Genomic DNA, 18,322 nt, shown 5'->3' with positions numbered 1-18,322 from the left:
AGTCCCTCGACACTGGAGCCTGAGCCATGACGCTGTTCACCCCAGAGGATCTGCGGTCCGTCCTCGGGACTGGCCTGCTGACCTTCCCGGTCACGCACGCGACACCTGACTTCGCCTTCGACGAGGACGGCTACCGCGAGCACGTGGCCTGGCTCGGCACCTTCGCCGCCTCTGGCGTCTTCGCCGCAGGCGGCACCGGCGAGTTCTTCTCCCTCCTCCCCGACGAGGTCGGCCGCGTCGTGCGCGCCGCCGTCGCGGCCACCCCCGACGGCAGGCCGGTGATCGCCCCGGCCGGCTACGGCACCGCGCAGGCCGTCGCGATGGCCCGCGACGCCGAGGCAGCAGGCGCGCACGGCGTGTTCCTGCTGCCGCCGTATCTCACCGAGCTGTCCCAGGAAGGGCTCATCGCCCACGTCAAGGCGGTCTGCGAGGCGACCTCGCTGGGCGTGGTGGTCTATCACCGCGCGAACGCCGCCTTCGGCTTCGACGCGGTGCGCAGGCTCGCCGACGAGTGCCCCACCTTCATCGGCTTCAAGGACGGCGTCGGCGACGTCGACCTGATGACGCGCATCTACTCGGCCCTCGGCGACCGCCTGCTGTCGATCGGCGGACTGCCCACCGCGGAGACCTACGCCCTGCCGTACCTGGAGATGGGCGTCACCACCTACTCCTCGGCGATCTTCAACTTCGCGCCGGAGTTTGCCGTCGAGTTCTACGACGCGGTCCGCGCGCGGGACGCCGCGACGGTCTACCGCAAGCTCGACGAGTTCGTGCTGCCCTACCTGGACATCCGCAACCGGCGTGCCGGGTACGCGGTCTCCATCGTCAAGGCGGGCCTGACCGCCATCGGGCGCGGCGCAGGCCCGGTGCGGCCGCCGCTGACCGACCTGACAACCGCCGAACTCGACGACCTCACCGCACTCGTGACGAAGGTGATCAAGGCATGACCTCCTCCGACTCCGCAGGCCCGCCTGCGAACCCCACGGCCGTCAGCGGGGCGATGCTGATCGGCGCCCAGGACGTGCACGGCGAGCACGGCGAGGTGCGCGGCGTCGATCCGCGGACCGGCGAGTCCCTCGAACCCGCCTACGGGCTCGGCGGCACGGCCGAGGTGGAACGCGCGACCCGGCTGGCCCAGGAGGCCTTCGGCGTCTACCGCCAGACCTCGCCCGAGGCCCGCGCGGCCTTCCTGGACAGCGCAGCGAGCAACATCGAGGCCCTCGGCGACGTGCTCGTCGGCCGGGTCGTCGCCGAGAGCGGCATCCCGGAGGCGCGGGTGCGCGGCGAGCTGGCCCGCACCACCAACCAGCTTCGCCTGTTCGCCGCGACCGTGCGGGCGGGCGACTGGCTCGGCGCCCGGCTGGACACCCCCGACCCGACCCGCGCGCCGCTGCCCAAGCCGGACCTGCGCCAGCGCAAGATCCCGCTCGGCCCGGTCGCGGTGTTCGCCGCGAGCAACTTCCCGCTCGCCTTCTCCGTCGCGGGCGGCGACACGGCGTCGGCGCTGGCCGCCGGGGCCCCGGTGGTCGTGAAGGCCCACAGCAGCCACCCCGGCACCTCCGAGCTGGTCGGCCGCGCGGTGCGCGCGGCGGTGGCGGAGCACGGTCTGCCCGAGGGCACGTTCTCGCTGCTGTTCGGCGCCGGTCGCGACCTGGGCACCGCCCTGGTTCGGGACCCCCGGATCGCCGCCGTCGGCTTCACCGGCTCCCGCTCCGGCGGCCTCGCGCTCGTCGAGGCGGCGGCCGGGCGCGCGGTGCCGATCCCGGTGTACGCGGAGATGTCCAGCGTCAATCCGGTCGTGCTGCTGCCCGGCGCGCTGGCCGAGAAGGGCGCCGCGCTGGGCGCTGAGTTCATCGCGTCGGTGACCACCGGAGCGGGCCAGCTCTGCACCAGTCCCGGCCTGGTGTTCGCCGTGGACGCCGATGCGGCGGCGACGGACGCCTTCCTCGCGGCGGCCGCCGCCTCGGTGGAGCAGGCGCCCGCTGCGGCGATGCTCACCACGGGTATCGCCCGCGCCTACCAGGAGGGCGTCGACCGCCTGGCCGCCCGACCCGGCGTCACCGCCGTGGCCGCCGGAGCCTCCGACGAGTCGATCGACGCCTGCGGCCGGGTGGGCCTCTACGTCACCGACGGCGCGACGTTCCTGGCGGACGAGTCGCTGCGCGACGAGATCTTCGGCGCCACCTCGCTGGTCGTCCGGGTGCGCGATCTCGACCAGCTCCGCGAGATCCTCGACGGGCTGGAGGGCCAGCTGACCGCCACCGTGCACGCGGTGGAGTCGGATCACCCGACGGCGGCCACGCTGCTGCCGACGTTGGAGCTGCTCGCGGGGCGCGTGCTGTTCGGCGGCTGGCCGACCGGCGTCGAGGTCGGCCACGCGGTCGTCCACGGCGGCCCGTTCCCGGCGACCTCCGCGCCGGCCACGACCTCGGTCGGCACCAGGGCGATCGAGCGGTTCCTGCGCCCGGTGAGTTACCAGAACGTGCCCGACGCCCTGCTGCCGTCGGAGCTGCGGGCCGACAATCCACTCGGGATTCGACGGCGGGTCGACGGCGAACCCGGTCGGGTCTGATCAGGGGCTCCGGCGGAGTCGGCCGTCTGCCGTGCTGCGGGGCGAACCCGCCCGCGCCGCTGCGCACGGCGTGACCTCGGCTCCGCCGGGCCGATGTCGACCGCGCCACAGGCGTGCCCTCGGTCTCGACCGGTTCGGCCGCCACGACTCGAGGTGGCGGCGGTGACCTCCGATCCCGCCGCCACCTCGCCCCACCCGCCTCGCCGAACCCCGCTAAGAGGAGGGTGCGGTGAACGCCGACGGACACCACCACGTGCCGCCGCAGGACGGGACCGCAGGCCCGAGACACGCAGGAGCAGTGATGAACCCCCCAGCACCGAACGGCACGGTCCTCCAGGTCAGCCCGCTGCTGCCCTCGCTAACGGCGGCGCTCGCCACCGGGCATCGCACCGTGGTGCTCGGTGAACAGCCTGATCCGGCGGCCTACCTCGCCGAACACGGCGCCGAGGTGGTCGCGGCCGTCACCACGGCACGCATCGGCGTCGGCAACGACCTGATGGACGCCCTGCCCAACCTGGGTGCGATCGTCCACTTCGGCGTCGGCTACGACACGACCGACGTGATCAGGGCACGCAGCCGGGGCATCGACGTGTCGAACACTCCGGACGTGCTCACCGACTGCGTGGCCGACCTCGCGGTGGGCGCGTTGATCGACGTGCTGCGCGGGCTGTCGGCGGCGGACCGCTACGTGCGGCGGGGCGACTGGCAGCGAGGTGCCTACCCGCTCACCACCAAGGTCAGCAGGAAGCGCGTCGGAATCCTGGGCCTCGGCCGGATCGGGCAGGCGGTCGCTCGTCGACTCGCGGGCTTCGACGTCGAGCTGAGCTATCACTCGCGTCGTCCGGTGTCGGCGGTGCCGTACCGACACGTCGAGTCGGCCACGCAACTTGCGGCTGACTCGGACATCCTGGTGGTCACCACGTCGGGAGGTGCGGAGACCACCGGGCTGGTGTCCGAGGAGGTCTTGGCCGCCCTAGGGCCGTCTGGTTACCTCGTCAACGTCGCGCGAGGCAGCGTCGTCGATGAGAAGGCGCTGGTCTCGGCGCTGGTGGAGCGGCGGATCGCCGGGGCGGCGCTGGACGTGTTCGTCGACGAGCCGAACGTTCCCGCCGAGCTGCTCGACCTGGACTCCGTCGTGCTCCTGCCGCACATCGCCAGCGGCACCCACGAGACCCGGGAGGCGATGGGCGACCTCGCCTATCGCAACCTGCACCAGTTCATGACCGACGGGACGCTGGTGACTCCGGTGCCGCGCGCCTGAGACGCGCGGTCGACACGGGCTGATCAGGCAGTGTGCCGGTGGAAGCCGGTGCTCGCTTCCGGCGAGTGTGCCGCGATCGGCCCGCCGCCGTCGGCTACCGATTCCGGAACTGATCCCGGGCGGCCGTTTCCGCCGGGTTCAGTTCCTCCAGGACGATCTGGATGGCGCCCGTCGCCGAACCCGTCTGCATGGCGAAGCGTGCCTGGGAGATCGGCCGGGTCAACGGATTGCGCAGATGGGCCTCCGCCGCCTTCTCCGCCGCCTGGATCGCCCGGACCGCGGATGCGAGACGCCGTTGGAGATGCTCCGCCTCGGGGTCGAGCAGCTCCACGGCGCAGGCGATGACCCTGTCGGCGGCGCCGTCCAGTTCGCTGGCGCGATGGATGCAGGCCGGGGTCTTGAAGGTCATGAGCAGGTCGCGGACCTCGCGGAGACTCGCTTCGGCATTCGTGGTCACCCGGCCAGTATGCCCGCGTCCGGCGGCCGGCGGTCCGGAGTCGTTCGCGGTCGGACGCCTGCTTCGGTGCAGGCGGCGGACTCGACGTCGTCCGATGTGGACGAACGCGTTCGTCGGTCCCGGCGGACCAGGACACGCCGCCTGCCGACGCCGACGAGCAGGCCCGGCAAGGGCCGTCGTCACGTCCGGTGCGTCCGCTGGACACGGGCCGGTCGGCCGACGACGGGTTCCGTCGTCGACTGGTGCAGCCTGCTCCGGGGCGGCCTGCGGCTCATCGTCGGACGAGGTCGTCCACCTCGGCGGCGAAGAGCTGTGCGGGGTCGAAACCCATGGCGGTGAAGTGGCCTGCGAGTTCCAGGGAGAGGACGCCGTGGAGTCGGGTCCAGAAGGTCAGGGCCCGATGCAGCACCTCAGGTGACGCCCAGTGGCCTGCCGCCCAGTGCCGATGGTCGTGGAGGTGGATGGCCAACGGTGTCGGGGGCCGTCTCGGCAGCGTGACATACGCGTCGAGCAGGACGCTCATGATCTCGCCGGAGATGGCGGTGGTGTCGGCGGGGGCGTGGTATCCCGGAATCGGGGTGCCGTAGATCAGCAGGTATCGGTGGGGGTCGGCCAACGCCCAGCGTCGCAGGGTGTGGGCGAGGGCCCTCGGGTCGGCGCCCTCGGTCGCGGCGGTCTGCTGGACGGCGTCGGCGAGGCTGCGGTAGGCGTCTCGGATGAGTTCGGTGATCAGCTCGTCGCGGCTGGCGTAGTACCGGTAGAGCGCGGGGCCGCTCAGGCCCATCTGCTTGGCGATCGCGTTGAGGGAGAGCGCGGAGGTGCCCGCAGCGGCGATCTGCTGCCGCGCGTGGTCCTTGATCTCCTCGCGTACCTGAGCGCGGTAGCGCAGACGGGGGGTCGTTGCCTCGGTGTCGGCCATGGCCCGCCTTCTCCTAGTCGGCTGATCGACGCTCCCGCCGCGCTCCCGGCTCATCACGCCTGGTGGGAAGCTATCAGGAAAGTTACTGGTTGTTAGGCAGGCGTGCCGATGCAACTCTTCTCAGGTCAGTGACGGCCTCTCACTATTGCTTGACTCCCTGACTGCTCCGCCCGCCAACCGGCCGCGCCTGCGCACTCCATCGGGAGACCGCGCCGGGGCCAGGTCGCGGGCCTCGAATCGCGGCTCGCCTGGTCGGCGGCGTGGTCGTCAGCTGGTTCGCGTGCCTGCCGGCCGGCTCGCGTCGGCGCTGCCGAGCTGCCGCCGCTCGACGGTGCGGGCGGGGGCGAGGTCCCAGGCGGCGGTGACGTAGTCGTGGTCGGAGACGGCCTCGGCATCAGAGGGACGATGCACCCGATACGAGCCTGCTACCAGCGTGCCGGGGACGGCCGTGGAGGCCATGATCCGGTCGATGCGCATCGAACAGTTCTGCTCGTGAGTCGTGGGTGTCGGATCGTCGGCCAGCTCGCCGAAGTCCCGGAACTGCAGGTCGTGGCGCAGGTAGTCAAGCTGGGCGGTGTCGACGACCCACCGCCCGGACGTGGTGTCGTAGCGGCCCTTCTGGAGGGGCTTCCACCACGATCCGCGCTCGAGATGCGCGGCGCCCCAGTCGGTGGGGCGGATGTCCTTCTCCCACGAGCTGGTGGCGTTGAAGTCCCCGGCGATGATCGTGGGCTTCACCGACCGCTCGGTCAAGATCGCGGCCTGCCGGTCGAACTCGGCCCGGCCGGCGCCGCCGGGCCAGTGGATCGACGACAGCCACATCGGCACGCCGAGCACCCGAGCACGGAGGAATCCGGCCACCGAGTAACCGGTGTCGGCGACCATCGGGTCGTGCCACTGCACGGGCTCCACGACATCCGAACTCACCAACAGCATCGGATGGTTCTTCCGTCCGACGCGCTGAGAATAGAACGGCAGATAGCGGGCCGAGCCGCCGAGGAGTTCGGACAGTCGGTTGGTCGCCTCCCACAGCGGCCGCTCCCCGTCACGGCGATACTGCGGACACTCCCCGAGCATCAACACATCCACCGGACATCGAGCAATCGTCTCGATCAACGGACCAAGCTCGATACGACCATCCTCCCGCAACCCACCGTTCTCATAATTGAACGTACCGATCGTGAACACACCACTCATGAACAGTCCTTTCGCGATGATGACGTACGAGTTCGCCGAGCAGGACGGCGCGGGCCGCAGGACGTCCCGCGCCGCCCGTCGGCCCGACCTACGCGGGGGTGCGCGTGGGAGGAAGGCCGGGCCGCCCGTCTCCGGGGAGTGCGATCGGAGACGGAAGAGGGGGCGGGAGGCCGACCGACGGCGACGACGCACCCAGACACGCACCGCAGAACAGCGCGCCGAGGCGCTGTCTGTCCAGCAAGGACTGCGCCCGCCGACCGCACCGCGTGCGAAGCAGGTTCGCCTCCGCCGAGGAGTCCTGGCAGAGGTGCGCCACCAGTGCCCCGTCCGCTGCGGCGGGCACTTCGACGAGCAGAAGGGGCGTCGGCTCGGTGGGCGCCGTTGGTGGGGGACGGTGGCCGGTCATGACGTCGTGGCAGTGCCAGCAGGGCCGGACCGCCTGGAATGCCACCTCGTCGACGTCGACCTCCGGTGGCGGTCCCACGAGCATCATCCGTCCGCACAGCGCCACGACCGGGCGTCCGTCTGCCGGCCGGTGCCCGACGATCAGATGTCGTTCCAGACAGAGACCGGCCTGCGGGCGGGTGTCCTGGGTGAACCACGGCTGGTCGTCGTCGTTCATCGCGCCACCGTCAGGGTCGGCCGCCGGGTGTGGGCGGGCCGGTGGAGTGTGGCGAGACAGTCCGCGCAGGACTGGTCGTCGTAGTAGAGGTCGTGCAACGGCAGGTGATTGAGCGGCGTGAACCGGGCGGACGGCTCGCAGGCAGGCCGGACCTGCCTGCGCCCGTCCCAGTCGGCGTCGCCGAGGTGGGTGTCACCCATGCGCACCGAGCGCACGAACCAGGCCGAGGCGATCATGGGGCGACCCCCGGCGGGAAGCACGCACGGCAGCGCAGCAGACGCAGGTTCTCGGCGGCGACGGTGATGACGCAGCCGCACACCGACACGGCCGTGTCCTGGTAGACGGGGTCGCGGCGATGCTCGATGCGGCGGAACCGACCCATCCACCGGATGTCGTGCTGCGCGGTCTCCGGCGCGGCCGTATCGGCTGCCACGGGCTTTTGCACGGCGGCGGGGGCGGCGGCTTCGGCGGTCGGCACCGTGGACGGTGTCGACGGTCGGCTTCGGCCCCGGCGCGTGTCGTTCATCGGGCACGTCCCCAGGTCCGATGCCATACGTACGGCCGGATTCGCGACGACCGCGCCGTGGGCACCCGCCAGAACGGGGACACCCGAACTCGGACGGCCGAATTCCCGCCCGTGGGCGGGGCGGCAGGCGGCCGACCCGCGCACGGCCTGCCGCTTCGCCGACAAGGCAGCAGGAAGACGAGTGTCTCGGTGATCGCCCAGATCACGGCCCGCCTCACCGCAGGCTCCCCGAGAGCACCCGAACCCACCCGTCGGCCGGCGCGGGTACGGCCACGCGGTCGGCGGTGTGGCGGCTGCCGGCTGTTCCGGAGCGCGTCGGGGTGGCGGGACGGCGAGGTGCCGCCTCGGCGAACCGCGTCGGTGTGCAGGGCTGCGGCAACGCGGGGGATGCGCCACTCGACACCAGACGCGGCGACCCGGCGACCGCCGCTGCTGCCGCCTCCGCGTGAACACGGGCGATCACCAGCCGCGCGGAGGAACGAGAGTCTGCCTGCGCAGCCCAGGGGCGGCGGGCTTGGGAACGTCGTTCGGCGGCGCGAATCCGTCGCCAGTCCTTTGTGGACGGCGGACGGCGTGGCGGATGTCGCGCGCGCCACCAGCGCCACGCCAGGTCGAGACCGCCGAAGATCATCAGGGAGGCGCCTACCCAGGTGAGCACCGACAACAGGTGTTCCTCCAGCAGGCTCCCGCCCCGAATGCTCGGACGGTCCGTGACTAGGATCGTCACGGATTGTGATGCGACGTTCATGGCGTCGCTCCTCTCCATCAGAGGGGGTCGGGCGGCCTGGCAGTGGCCCGGCCCCCTCGTCCTGTGTGGACGCAGGACGACTCAGCACTTCGATTTCGAGCACCGGGTGCTCCCACACCTGCGAAAGCCGGAAGCACCCGGCGGTCGGCTGGGCCGACTGTACGAAACCTACTAGACGAAATTTCGTTGCGCGATGACCTGATTGGATGAAGGTTCGTGAGAGCGGTTTCGTCCAGGATGCAGACTGTCGCCACGACTCTTCAGAAGGAGCAGCAGTGCCCGGACCAGCTATTCGCCGTCGTCAGCTCGGCGGAACCCTTCGGCAGCTTCGTGAACAGCGCGGCATCAGCCCGAAGGACGCGGCGAAGTACCTCGGTGTGGCGCTCTCGACGATCAACAAGATCGAGAAGGGCAAACAAGCCGTGCAAGTGGCGCACGTCCGGCTACTCGCGATCTTCTATGAGATCGGGTCGCCAGACCTGGATGCGCTCCTCCGGTTGACCGAGGAGGCGAACGAACGTGGCTGGTGGGCGACCTACGGAGACACTGTGCCGCAGTGGTTCCGCGACTACATCGGCCTCGAATCGGATGCTTCGGAGCTGCGCACCTGGCACCCGGACCTCCTGCATGGTCTGTTGCAGACGCCCGCGTACATGCGTGCGGTGATCACCGCGAGCCGTCCGGACCATCCGCCGAGCGAGGTGGACCGTCTGGTCGAGCTTCGCCGGGCACGGCAACGCATCCTTACCAGGCACCCGGCACCGCTCAAGCTGACTGCGGTGATCGGCGAGGGTGCTGTCCGGCGGCTCGTCGGTGGGGAAGCGGTGATGCGCGAGCAGTTGGAGCATCTGATCGAACTCGGAGACGGCGCTCAGATCGCCATCCGCGTGTTGCCTTTCACCGTCGGTGCGCATGCGGCGATGGTCTCGCCGTTCACACTGCTGGCCTTCCCTGCGGAGGACGGGGAGCCCGATGCGGGACCCGAAGCCGTCTATCTGGAGAACGAGCGCGGTGGGCTCTTCCAGGAACGGCCGGGTGACATCGGCAGGTACCTCACCATCTGGCGTCGGGTGGAGCAAGCAGCCCACTCGTCAGCCGAGACTCGCGAGCTACTGGCTAGCCTGACCGCACACCTGCGAAAGCACTGAAAGGAGCGAGGCATGATCGACACTTCAGCGCTGTCTCGCGCGAACTGGCGAACCAGCAGTCACAGCGGCGGCAACGGCGGCGAATGCGTCGAGATCGGCCATGCCTCCGGCCTCGTCGGCATCCGAGATAGCAAGCACCGCAAGGGCGGGACGCTCGCGGTCACGCTGGAGACGTTCGGCGCCCTGATCGTCTCGATCAAGGAAGGGCACCTGGACTGAGGCCACGGCATGTGCCCCGGACGCCAGTTCATGGTGTCCGGGGTTTGCCACTAAGTCTCGACTCATTCCAGGTGAATGCGAATCCTGTTACCCACCAGTAGGAGCCCAGGTCGGCAAGTGTCGTCCCCGCGTATGCGGGGCTGCGCCACAGCTCGCATCACGTTGCCCCCGAGTACGCGGGGTTTTGCTTGTCGCTCGATCAGGCGGCACCTGGTGTCGAAGCGCGCCGGATGAGGCGCACGTCACCTTCCTCCGCTGTCATATCTCGGCGGGCTGTCCGGTCAGAGAGGTGTCACCACGGACAACCACAGGGAGTGCACCATGAGTGCTCGCTTGAACCTCTTCGACAACCCGGTCTCGGCCAAGGCGCTGCGGCACATCGTCGGGGCAGGCAAGGCGGTCGCGGATTCGACGTTATCCGCCGAGACGCAGGAATTGGTGAAGATCCGCGTCAGCCAGATCAACGGCTGTGGCTTCTGCACCGACATGCACACCAAAGAGGCCGCGCACGCAGGGGAGACCGCGCAGCGCCTCCACCTGATCGCGGTCTGGCGGGAGGCGACGGTGTTCACCGACGCTGAGCGCGCCGCCCTGGCACTCTCCGAGGAGGCCACCCGCATCGCCGACGCGGCCGGTGGTGTCTCGGACGACGTCTGGGCGAACGCCGCCAAGTACTTCGACGAGGATCAACTCGCCGCACTGGTGTCGCTGATCGCCTTCATGAACGCCGTGAACCGGCTGAACGTGATCGTTCAGCAGCCCGCAGGCGACTACACGATCGGCCAGTTCGGCTGACGAGAGATCAGCTGATCAGACCGCCGGGGCCGTCGCGCACCAGGACTCTCCTCGAACACGCTGTCCTTTGCCGGGGAGGTTTTCTGGTGCGCAGGCGGTCCGGTTGATCCTTGCGGGTCGGTCTTAGCCGCTTCCTCCTGACGGTGTTCGCGGTGCTGCTGGCAGCCACGATGACCGAGACCTCGTCGAGCATGAGGATGGCGGCGCGTTTGAGCGGCATGGTCGGCGACAACCCCGCCCAGTCATCGTCCAGACCGACGAGGAAGGCTACGAGCCCCTCGGACATGCAGTCGATGGCGCGGTAGCTCCAGTCCAGCCCCAGCGCGATGTAAGCGGCGCGGTGCAGGGGAGAGGGTCTGTCCGATCGGGGAGCCATGGACAGCGAGCTGCTTCGGTTCCCTCACGTTGGGAGGTCGTGCTCGGCGAAGGCGCCGCCCATGAAGCGGTCGGTAAGCGGCCCGGTTTCGGGATGCTGGGCGGCGTTGTCGGCGGGCTGGTAGCCGAGGACGTCCCAGCCAGTGCGCGGCCACCAGGACTCCGTGTTACGCGAGGAGCCGTACACGGTAAGGAACGGGGAGTTCAGGGGCCGGGTGGCGGCGGAGTACAGCAGGGCGGTGGCGTCCCGAGAGCTGAGCCAGGTCGCCCGGTGGCGGGGCTCGGTGGGCTGGGAGCGGTAGCTGCCGATACGAACGGCGACGACCTGTATGTCGGTCTTGTGGGCGTAGAGGTGGCCCAGGGCCTCGGTGGTGACCTTGCTGACGGCGTAGAAGCTGTCTGGCGCCAGCAGCGCCGAACAGCCGACGGGGCTCAGGCCGGTAACGTGGTGGCTGCTGGCCAGCACCACCCGCAGCACCCGCTGTCGGCGGGCCGCTTCCAGCACGTGGTGGGTGCCGGTGATGTTGTGCTCGACCATCTCGGCGAACGGCCCCTCCTGAGTGACACCCGCGAGGTGGATGACTGCAGAGCACCCGGAGGCAGCCTGCTCCACCACGGACTGCTCACGCAGGTCGGCCTGGATGAACTCGGCACCCTCTGGCGGACCGGCGTCCGGGAGCCGCCGGTCCAGCAGACGCAGGGGTATCCCCTGGGCGGCGAGGTCGGCGGCCACGTGGCTGCCGATGGTCCCGCAGGCCCCGGTGATCAGCAACGTCACGGCCGGTGGTGCAGCATCGCCGCCACGCCCTCGTCACTCGGCACGTAGGACACGCCGCGCAGGACGGCGACCGGAGCGCCCCGGCCGCGCTGCCCGAGGATGAGCCCGGCCGCCGCGGCGATCAGGTCGGTGAAGGTCTCCTCCTGCCGCTTTCCGCCGTGCTCGGTCGTCCGCAGGGGGCCTACGCCAGCCGCTCCGATGGAGATGACGGTAGCGCCGCGCCGGTCGGCGCGGCCGTCCGAGTCCGCGACCACCACGGCGATGACCGCACCGGTGTAGGTGGTCAGGGCATCGCGCAGGGCGCGGGCGGAGGCGTCCGGGTCCACAGGCAACAGCCACGCGCCCTCGGTGCCGACGCGGTCGATCCCGGCGGAGGTGAGCTCGTAGCCCAGGGTGTGCCGGGCGATGATCGGGCCGCGTTCCGTGGCCAGGAAGTGCTGTGTTGAGTTGTCCAGGATCAATTGCACGATCTCGGGGGGCTTGCCGGTCCGGGAGGAGATGCCCAGGGCCTCGGGGCTGGGAGTGATGCCGGCCAGGTCGGCGTAGCGCTTCTCCGCGATGGACACCACCTTGCTGGCGACGACGACGATGTCCCCGTCGCGCAGTTCGGTTCCGGTGCGGGTAAGCACGTCGCTGATGGTGCCCGCCAGGTCGTCACCGGGTTGGAGCTCGGGGAAGGGCTCCAGCCCGAAGGCGGAGAAGCCGGAGGTCGGGACGGCAGTCATCGGCGGGCTCCTGCGGGAGTGCGGACGGCGGTATGTAGGTGGGCGTGCGCGGCGGCGAGTGTGCCGGCCCGCTGCCGAGTGGTGGCGTGTCGTGCGCCCGGCGACCCTGACCTGTCGGTCTCAGCCGGTTCCTCCTCGCGTCCGAGCCCGCACGTGCCGGCGTTCAGAAGACGCAGGTGCCGTTCTCGTAGCAGCCGTTGGCCTGGTAGTCGACGCTGGCCACGATCGAGGAATCCTGCTTGATCCGGGCGGCCAGTTCCTTGCCGCGCTCGATCCAGGCACGTTTCGCTTCGGGGCTGGGAAAGCGGGAATCGGGCGGATAGGTGTGATCCAGCGTGCGCTGGTACTCCTGATCCCAGTCCTCCAGGTCGGTGGCGGTGGCCTTGCTGAGACCGAGGTAAGAGGCTGCTTCAGCGACGGTGTGGTTGCACCGCATCGTGTCGTCCATGTCGAAGAAGAGCGGTCCCTCGCCGTAGCCTGCGAGCATGGACACTGTGATCGTCATCTGGGTCATCATGTCCGTTCGTGGTGTGAAGCGGATCAGAGGACGTAGGTGCCGTCCTGATAGTGGCCGTCGGCCTGATAGTCCACGCTGGCGACCAACGGGAACTCCTGTTTGACGCGGGCGGCGAGTTCCTTACCGCGCTCGATCCAGGTCGTCTCGGCTTCGGGGGTGGGAAGGCCGAGTCCGGCGGGTAGCTTCCGTCGTAGGTGTCGGCGTCCCAGGCCTCCAGGTCTGCGACGAGGCCGGCGCTGAGACCAAGGTCCTGCGCCGCATGCTGGACGGCGTGGTTGGTGGAGAACACGCCTGGCACACGGTAGAAGAACGGACCTTCGAAGAAGTCGGTCAGAATCGCGACTCTGAAGTGCCTCCAAGTGAAATGATGCCTGCGGAGTCTGCGGCGTGCGTCAAGATGAATGTCATCGCTGTGCCTGAAGCTCATCGAGGGCGGTGTTGATCAGTGATACGGCCGCCACCCCGGTGACTGCCTGCCGGGCGAGTTGCCGAAAAGCCTTATCGTAGAGTGCGATTTCTCGTGGCTGACTTATGCTCAGTTCAGCTGAAATCGTCTCCACTTGAATGAGGTGTCTGTCGAAGATGATGAATTGATTTGTCGGTGTCCGGTATTCGGCATTGTCTGGGATAATTCCGAAACTGACGCGAGGAAGTGACCGTGCGGTCAAAAGTCGATTCAGCTGGCCGATCATGGTCTCGGTGCTGCCCACCGTCGTCCTCAAGGCCTGTTGGCTGATGATGAAATGAAAGCGGCGATCGTCACGCCGGAGAATCTTTTGCCGTTCCATGCGTTCCTCGACACCCGAGTCGAGATCATCCGGGACTGCGTAGAACTCGATCACGGGACGCATGACTTCGCGGGCATACTCGGCCGTCTGTAGCAGTCCCGGTATGAGGACCGGTTCGTACCATCGCATTATCCTGGTACTCGACTCCAGTCGTCGCGACGCGCTTTGGCGGCGGCGCGTCCCAGTGCGCAGCACTCGCCGCCATTCTACGTACATTGACTCGATGTTGCGGACGGCGGCGATCAGATCAGGAATCTGGCTGTCGGCTGAGCTGTGCTGACACCAGGCGCGAATGTCTTCCTCGGATGGGGTCTGCCCGCCATGTTCGATCTTGGAGATCTTCGAGCTATGCCAACCAGCGAGGGCAGCCAGGCCTCGGCCGGTCAGCCCCGCGTCTTTGCGTAGATCACGTAGCTGCTGGCCGAGGGAGCGTCGTGCTTCGTGGAGGGCGTGCGTCACTAGACCGGGTCCTACGTCGTGACGTGATCGGTATCCCGGTATTGACGGTGCGGGATCGCTGCCTGCCAGACTCGATCGCGCACCGCGCGGCAATGGTCCACGATGACGGAGTCGCTCGTGGCCGCGCCGCCGCCGAACCGACCGCCGGGTTCGAAGACCGTGAACACCACGAGCGAATCGTCGAAGAGCCAGAAGTCGTCGGCCGACAATCTACCGGGGTCGATCATATGGCGAGGAAGCCACCGGATCTCCTCGCCGGCGGCGATATTGTGCTCGGCCACGGTGAGGCCCCACCTCGTGTAGTCGGCGTGCGGCACAGTCACCACTCGTGCTCGACGAACGACCCGCCCTGCTGCGGTCGCCGTGCGGACCAGGTCGAGCCATGGTTGAAACCAACCGAAGTCATCGGCCTGGCCGGTGAGAAACTGATGGAAAGGCCCCGATTCCTCCGGCGTGTGGTAGGCGTCCTGGACTTCCAGGTGAAACGCTTCCCGTGCGAAGTCGCGGAAGAGCGCGTCGAACGCCTCACCCTGTAGCAGCTCCACTGACCCAAACCTCCTTGCTCGTCGGAATCTCGACGCACGTCTCGTGTCCAGGGATGTCCAGCTGTGCCAACGTCTCGGCGTCGGTCACGGGCTCCCCGGAGAGGATGAAACTTCCACGGCCGGTGTCGTCGAGTCGGGTATCCAGGCATTTTCCCTTCTCGACGTGTCCTAGCAGGCGATGGGGGATCTCGACTCGTGTCGCGTGTCCGCTGACCTTCCATCCTTGCACCACGTAGGTGCCTCGGTCGGTCGCGTACAGGGCAGGAGAGCCTCCGCCCTGTGTCTCCTTGCCGAGGAACATCAGCTGCATGACTACACCTTCCACCAGGGACGTGCGCGGGGTGCTGGGTGACTTCATGGTCGTCGTGCCTGGGATATTCCGTCAAGAAATCACCCCAGGAGAAGGTATCGGCGAGCAAATCCGAGCAAACTTCTGGCCCCGTCGTCGCGCCGGTCGCTACAGTCGGCGCCAGCCATGGTGATCAGGGCATCGACTGGACGCGGAGCCTCGGTCAACCTCGCTGACCGAGGTCGGGCGAAACGGGGGTTCGGACGAACGGACAGGTAGACGGTCCGAAACTGGGCCGATGAGTGATCGGACGTCCTGGGCGCATCTCATATCTGGTCCCTCGGCTCAGCGGGTACGGACGCCGTGTGCATCGCGATGTTCGAGCGCTTGTGGTGATTTCCTGCAAGCAGGACAGATCGCAGTTGTCTCCACTACGGTGGGACGCCGCTCGACGCGATGCGAGATCAAGCAGGGTGCCGTACCTACGGATCGCCGTCGGCGAGGATGGATCAGCCCGTCGAGAAGTGTGACGGCGGGAGAGCATCAGCCTAGTGGCAGGTTCAGCGGACAGATAACGGATACAGGGAGAAGAGCACGATGTGGGACATCGGCCGGATAGAAAGTGAGGACTTTTTGTGAAATCTTCGATTGTGCCCTCCGGTTTGCCCGTGCGCCCGTCTGACCTCACGATCTCCGAGGATGAACCGAGTATCGGCGACGCGCGTCCGTTCGGCCTGACACGTGTGGAGGCGGCGGATGCCGACATGATCGCGGTGAACGGAATCACCTACGACCGGTCTCGGCAGCTCAACGTCGACGGTCGCGACCAAGCGGTTGTCAACGCCGATCGTCCGATTCACGCGGCCACTCATTACGATACAAAATTCGATATGACCTGGGTCACCGACAAGGACTGACCGGAGATGACTGCCGCTACCATCGCTGTGATCACCCGAGACCAGGACATCACGGCAGATCTGGTCATCGCCGAACTTGCTGCCCGTGGGGTTGCGGTCACCCGGTTCGACGTCGCGGCGTTCCCCGAGCGCCTCGAACAGGTTTCCTATCTGGAGCCCGGTCACCGGGAGTGGACGGGAACGCTACGTGACGATCTACATGAGCTGGACCTGTCGGTCCTCCGCGCGATCTGGTATCGGAAACCCGCGCCCTTCGTGCCTTACCACGGGCTGTCTTCGACAGAGCGGAGATGGGCCGTCGCAGAGGCTTTTCACGGCTTCGGCGGCCTGCTTGCCTCCCTCAACGTGCACTGGATCAGCAGGCCGGATCGCATCGCAGCTGCCGGCCACAAGCCGCTGCAGATGGCTCTCGCCGCAGCTGCCGGTCTGACGGTTCCCCCGTCGTTACTCACCAACAGCCCGGACGCGGCTCGGGAATTCTGCGTCGCGCACTCCGGAGGCGTGATCTACAAACCGTTGGATGGCGGACCCGGCAGCGAATCCGGCCGTCGTGTCGCTCTCCGCGCGGCGCCTGTCACTGCCGACGACATCACTGCAGGCGTCCGTCGCACCACGCATCTGTTTCAGGCGCGGGTTCCCTGTGCCTATTCGGTGCGGCTCGCCGTGGTTGGACGACGGTTCTTCGCCACCCGGATCGATCTGCCTGCTGGTACGGACACCGTGGATTGGCGTGCTGAGCACGCCCGTCTTCAGTACACGCCCATCGGCGTACCCGACGATGTGTCGGCTGGGGTCAGCTGCATGCTGAAGGCCCTCGGACTGAACTTCGCAGCGCCTGATTTCGTCGTCGACCACGACGGACGGTGGCACTTCCTCGGCGACCTCAACCCCAATGGCCAGTGGGCGTGGATCGATGCCCTTCGTGGACCCGTCACTGTCGCCATGGCCGACGAACTCATCGGAGAAGGACCATCATGACCACCCTTGACGACAACACCTCCCGGCTTCGGACTGGTCTCGCGGAGGACCTGTCGAGCGTCCTGACGTCTGACGTCTGGCGCAGTGCATTCCTCGCAGTTCCCCGGCACCTGTTCGCCCCGCGTTTCGCCGTGTACGACGCAGTCCACAACTCGTTCGACCAGCACGACGTCCAGGATGATGATCCGGTGCGCCGGGCGAAGGCGATGACTGCGGCCTACCGCGACGACACGCTGATCACGCGGTTCGACGACGACGGAGTCCCCATCAGTTCTTCCACCGAACCCAGCCTCATGGCAGCCATGCTGGAGCAGCTCGACATCGCTTCAGGCGGCCGCGTCCTTGAGATCGGGACCGGAACCGGCTACAACGCTGCCCTGCTCTGCGTCGGCCTTGGTGACGACGTCGTCACCACCATCGACGTCGATCCCGACCTGGTCGCCGATGCCAGGACTGCCCTCGCCGCCTGCGGCTACACACCCGACACGCGTTGCGGCGATGGGGCCGTGGGAGTGGGCGACAGAGCCCCGTTCGACCGGATCTTGGCCACGTGTGGGGTCGACCGCGTGCCGTCTGCCTGGCTCGCGCAACTGTCCGAAGCGGGTGCGATTCTGGTCAACGTCAGCAAGGGCATTGTGCTGCTGCGTCGTGACGGCAGCGGGGTGTCCGGCCGGTTCCTGAGTCAGGCGGGGTTCATGCCGCTGCGTTCACCGCACGCCGCCGATCCGATTTCGACGTCGCCCCGAGACGTGCTGGCGGCTACAGAGATCACGCCGGACAGCGTGGACTCGATGCCTGCTTCTGCCGTTGCTGGCCTGCCCTTCGTGATGGCCTCGTTCTTCGCCGCACTCGTCGCAGAACGCAGCAGGCTGGTCTCCTCCGGGGCGGAGGCAGACGCACCCGACGCTTACCACTGGACTCATGTCGCGTCGGGCTCCTGGGCCAGGGCGGATCTCGACGCCGACGGCGTGACCATTCGCCAGGCGGGACCGAGGCGACTCTGGACCGAACTCGTGCCCATCCTCGATGCGTGGCATGCGGCAGGCCGCCCCGGTATAGACCGATTCGGGCTGACTGTCACAGCGGGTGGGCGCCACACACTCTGGCTGGACGAACCCGCGAATGTCCTCCGCGATCTCGGCTGATCAACTGGGCCGACGCGCACGGGCCGACTTTGTAGCCTGTGTGTTCCCCGTGATCTTGCGCCGGTGGCTCCGGGCGATCGATGCAAGAGCGAGGGTCGCGAGGAAGGCCGTCGGCGATATTTCGGTGTCAGCGCCGCCGTTCCGGATGGCCCGTTAGACTCGATCCGAGTGAACGAGAATCCTGTTACTCGCGAGTAGAGTCCCAGGTCAGCAAGTGTTCTCCCCGCGCACGCGGGGCTGTTCCGTTGGCGTAGATCCGGTGGGCCAGGGCGCTGTCGTTCTCCCCGCGCACGCGGGGCTGTTCCCGTCAGGTCGTAGAAGCCGTTCGCCTGCGGCCCGTTC

General features: G+C 68.2%; 23 protein-coding genes. 9 read left to right on the top strand and 14 right to left on the bottom strand.

Annotated features, from left to right (window positions below):
- Nucleotides 1-26 precede the first annotated feature (26 nt).
- The 3 genes from kdgD to UA74_RS22705 all read left to right on the top strand — a co-directional run bounded on the left by kdgD (nt 27) and on the right by UA74_RS22705 (nt 3,833).
- Nucleotides 27-947: a 5-dehydro-4-deoxyglucarate dehydratase gene (gene kdgD / locus UA74_RS22715; protein WP_075742070.1), complete on the top strand. Its 921-nt coding sequence runs from the start codon at nt 27-29 to the stop codon at nt 945-947.
- Nucleotides 944-2,572 carry an aldehyde dehydrogenase (NADP(+)) gene (locus UA74_RS22710; RefSeq protein WP_075765426.1) on the top strand — a complete coding sequence of 543 codons (1,629 nt, stop codon included), beginning with the start codon at nt 944-946 and terminating at the stop codon, nt 2,570-2,572. The genes kdgD and UA74_RS22710 overlap by 4 nt, the downstream gene beginning before the upstream one ends.
- Before the next feature lie 301 nt (nt 2,573-2,873).
- Complete coding sequence (locus UA74_RS22705) at nt 2,874-3,833, top strand: 2-hydroxyacid dehydrogenase (RefSeq protein ID WP_075744113.1); 960 nt, start codon at nt 2,874-2,876, stop codon at nt 3,831-3,833.
- Between the two features lie 94 nt (nt 3,834-3,927).
- Here the strand turns inward: UA74_RS22705 and UA74_RS22700 are convergent, their stop codons facing one another.
- The 7 genes from UA74_RS22700 to UA74_RS32325 form a co-directional block, all read right to left on the bottom strand.
- Nucleotides 3,928-4,290 (bottom strand): hypothetical protein, encoded by a 363-nt coding sequence (locus UA74_RS22700; protein WP_075765425.1) that lies wholly within the window; start codon nt 4,288-4,290, stop codon nt 3,928-3,930.
- 271 nt (nt 4,291-4,561) lie between these two features.
- Complete coding sequence (locus tag UA74_RS22695) at nt 4,562-5,209, bottom strand: TetR/AcrR family transcriptional regulator (RefSeq protein WP_075765423.1); 648 nt, start codon at nt 5,207-5,209, stop codon at nt 4,562-4,564.
- 267 nt (nt 5,210-5,476) lie between these two features.
- Nucleotides 5,477-6,406: an endonuclease/exonuclease/phosphatase family protein gene (locus UA74_RS22690; protein ID WP_157434384.1), complete on the bottom strand. Its 930-nt coding sequence runs from the start codon at nt 6,404-6,406 to the stop codon at nt 5,477-5,479.
- An 88-nt stretch (nt 6,407-6,494) separates the two neighbouring features.
- A complete protein-coding gene (locus UA74_RS22685) occupies nt 6,495-7,028 on the bottom strand; it encodes a hypothetical protein (protein ID WP_075742065.1) in 534 nt (177 codons plus the stop codon).
- Complete coding sequence (locus UA74_RS22680) at nt 7,025-7,264, bottom strand: hypothetical protein (protein WP_075742064.1); 240 nt, start codon at nt 7,262-7,264, stop codon at nt 7,025-7,027. Before UA74_RS22680 ends, UA74_RS22685 begins: the two co-directional genes overlap by 4 nt.
- Nucleotides 7,261-7,461 (bottom strand): hypothetical protein, encoded by a 201-nt coding sequence (locus UA74_RS22675; protein ID WP_157442313.1) that lies wholly within the window; start codon nt 7,459-7,461, stop codon nt 7,261-7,263. The genes UA74_RS22680 and UA74_RS22675 overlap by 4 nt, the downstream gene beginning before the upstream one ends.
- A gap of 307 nt (nt 7,462-7,768) precedes the next feature.
- On the bottom strand, nt 7,769-8,281 hold the full coding sequence (locus UA74_RS32325; RefSeq protein WP_157442312.1) for a hypothetical protein: 513 nt from the start codon (nt 8,279-8,281) through the stop codon (nt 7,769-7,771).
- A 296-nt stretch (nt 8,282-8,577) separates the two neighbouring features.
- Between UA74_RS32325 and UA74_RS22670 the strand changes: the two genes are divergently transcribed.
- From UA74_RS22670 to UA74_RS22660, 3 genes are all read left to right on the top strand, one after another.
- Complete coding sequence (locus tag UA74_RS22670) at nt 8,578-9,450, top strand: helix-turn-helix domain-containing protein (RefSeq protein ID WP_083683505.1); 873 nt, start codon at nt 8,578-8,580, stop codon at nt 9,448-9,450.
- Nucleotides 9,451-9,462: 12 nt separating this feature from the next.
- The gene (locus UA74_RS22665; protein ID WP_075765419.1) at nt 9,463-9,669 is read left to right on the top strand and encodes a DUF397 domain-containing protein; all 207 of its coding nucleotides are present in this window, start codon (nt 9,463-9,465) and stop codon (nt 9,667-9,669) included.
- Nucleotides 9,670-9,990: 321 nt separating this feature from the next.
- A complete protein-coding gene (locus UA74_RS22660; protein WP_075742060.1) occupies nt 9,991-10,464 on the top strand; it encodes a carboxymuconolactone decarboxylase family protein in 474 nt (157 codons plus the stop codon).
- Nucleotides 10,465-10,471: 7 nt separating this feature from the next.
- Here the strand turns inward: UA74_RS22660 and UA74_RS22655 are convergent, their stop codons facing one another.
- From UA74_RS22655 to UA74_RS22625, 7 genes are all read right to left on the bottom strand, one after another.
- Nucleotides 10,472-10,840 carry a hypothetical protein gene (locus UA74_RS22655; RefSeq protein WP_075742059.1) on the bottom strand — a complete coding sequence of 123 codons (369 nt, stop codon included), beginning with the start codon at nt 10,838-10,840 and terminating at the stop codon, nt 10,472-10,474.
- Nucleotides 10,841-10,864: 24 nt separating this feature from the next.
- Entirely contained in the window at nt 10,865-11,617 is a 753-nt protein-coding gene (locus UA74_RS22650) for an NAD-dependent epimerase/dehydratase family protein (protein ID WP_075742058.1), read from the bottom strand.
- The gene (locus UA74_RS22645; protein WP_075742057.1) at nt 11,614-12,342 is read right to left on the bottom strand and encodes a coenzyme F420-0:L-glutamate ligase; all 729 of its coding nucleotides are present in this window, start codon (nt 12,340-12,342) and stop codon (nt 11,614-11,616) included. Before UA74_RS22645 ends, UA74_RS22650 begins: the two co-directional genes overlap by 4 nt.
- 163 nt (nt 12,343-12,505) lie before the next feature.
- Entirely contained in the window at nt 12,506-12,847 is a 342-nt protein-coding gene (locus tag UA74_RS22640) for a hypothetical protein (protein ID WP_157434381.1), read from the bottom strand.
- 416 nt (nt 12,848-13,263) lie between these two features.
- Nucleotides 13,264-14,106, bottom strand: a complete 843-nt coding sequence (locus UA74_RS22635) for a helix-turn-helix domain-containing protein (RefSeq protein ID WP_075742055.1) — start codon at nt 14,104-14,106, stop codon at nt 13,264-13,266.
- 11 nt (nt 14,107-14,117) lie between these two features.
- Nucleotides 14,118-14,651 (bottom strand): DUF6879 family protein, encoded by a 534-nt coding sequence (locus tag UA74_RS22630; RefSeq protein WP_075742054.1) that lies wholly within the window; start codon nt 14,649-14,651, stop codon nt 14,118-14,120.
- Nucleotides 14,632-14,961, bottom strand: coding sequence for a hypothetical protein (locus tag UA74_RS22625; RefSeq protein ID WP_075742053.1), 330 nt, complete (start codon nt 14,959-14,961; stop codon nt 14,632-14,634). Before UA74_RS22625 ends, UA74_RS22630 begins: the two co-directional genes overlap by 20 nt.
- Before the next feature lie 614 nt (nt 14,962-15,575).
- Here UA74_RS22625 and UA74_RS22620 point away from each other — a divergent pair.
- From UA74_RS22620 to UA74_RS22610, 3 genes are read left to right on the top strand one after another with little or no spacing between them, the layout of a single operon-like run.
- On the top strand, nt 15,576-15,857 hold the full coding sequence (locus tag UA74_RS22620; RefSeq protein ID WP_157434380.1) for a hypothetical protein: 282 nt from the start codon (nt 15,576-15,578) through the stop codon (nt 15,855-15,857).
- Nucleotides 15,858-15,863: 6 nt separating this feature from the next.
- Nucleotides 15,864-16,835 carry an MvdC/MvdD family ATP grasp protein gene (locus tag UA74_RS22615; protein ID WP_075765417.1) on the top strand — a complete coding sequence of 324 codons (972 nt, stop codon included), beginning with the start codon at nt 15,864-15,866 and terminating at the stop codon, nt 16,833-16,835.
- Complete coding sequence (locus UA74_RS22610; RefSeq protein WP_075765415.1) at nt 16,832-17,980, top strand: methyltransferase domain-containing protein; 1,149 nt, start codon at nt 16,832-16,834, stop codon at nt 17,978-17,980. Before UA74_RS22615 ends, UA74_RS22610 begins: the two co-directional genes overlap by 4 nt.
- Nucleotides 17,981-18,322 lie beyond the last annotated feature (342 nt).

The organism is Actinoalloteichus fjordicus, assembly GCF_001941625.1.
In the GTDB taxonomy this organism is placed as follows: Bacteria; Actinomycetota; Actinomycetes; order Mycobacteriales; family Pseudonocardiaceae; genus Actinoalloteichus_A; species Actinoalloteichus_A fjordicus.
This window is presented reverse-complemented; position numbering and strand designations above follow the sequence as displayed.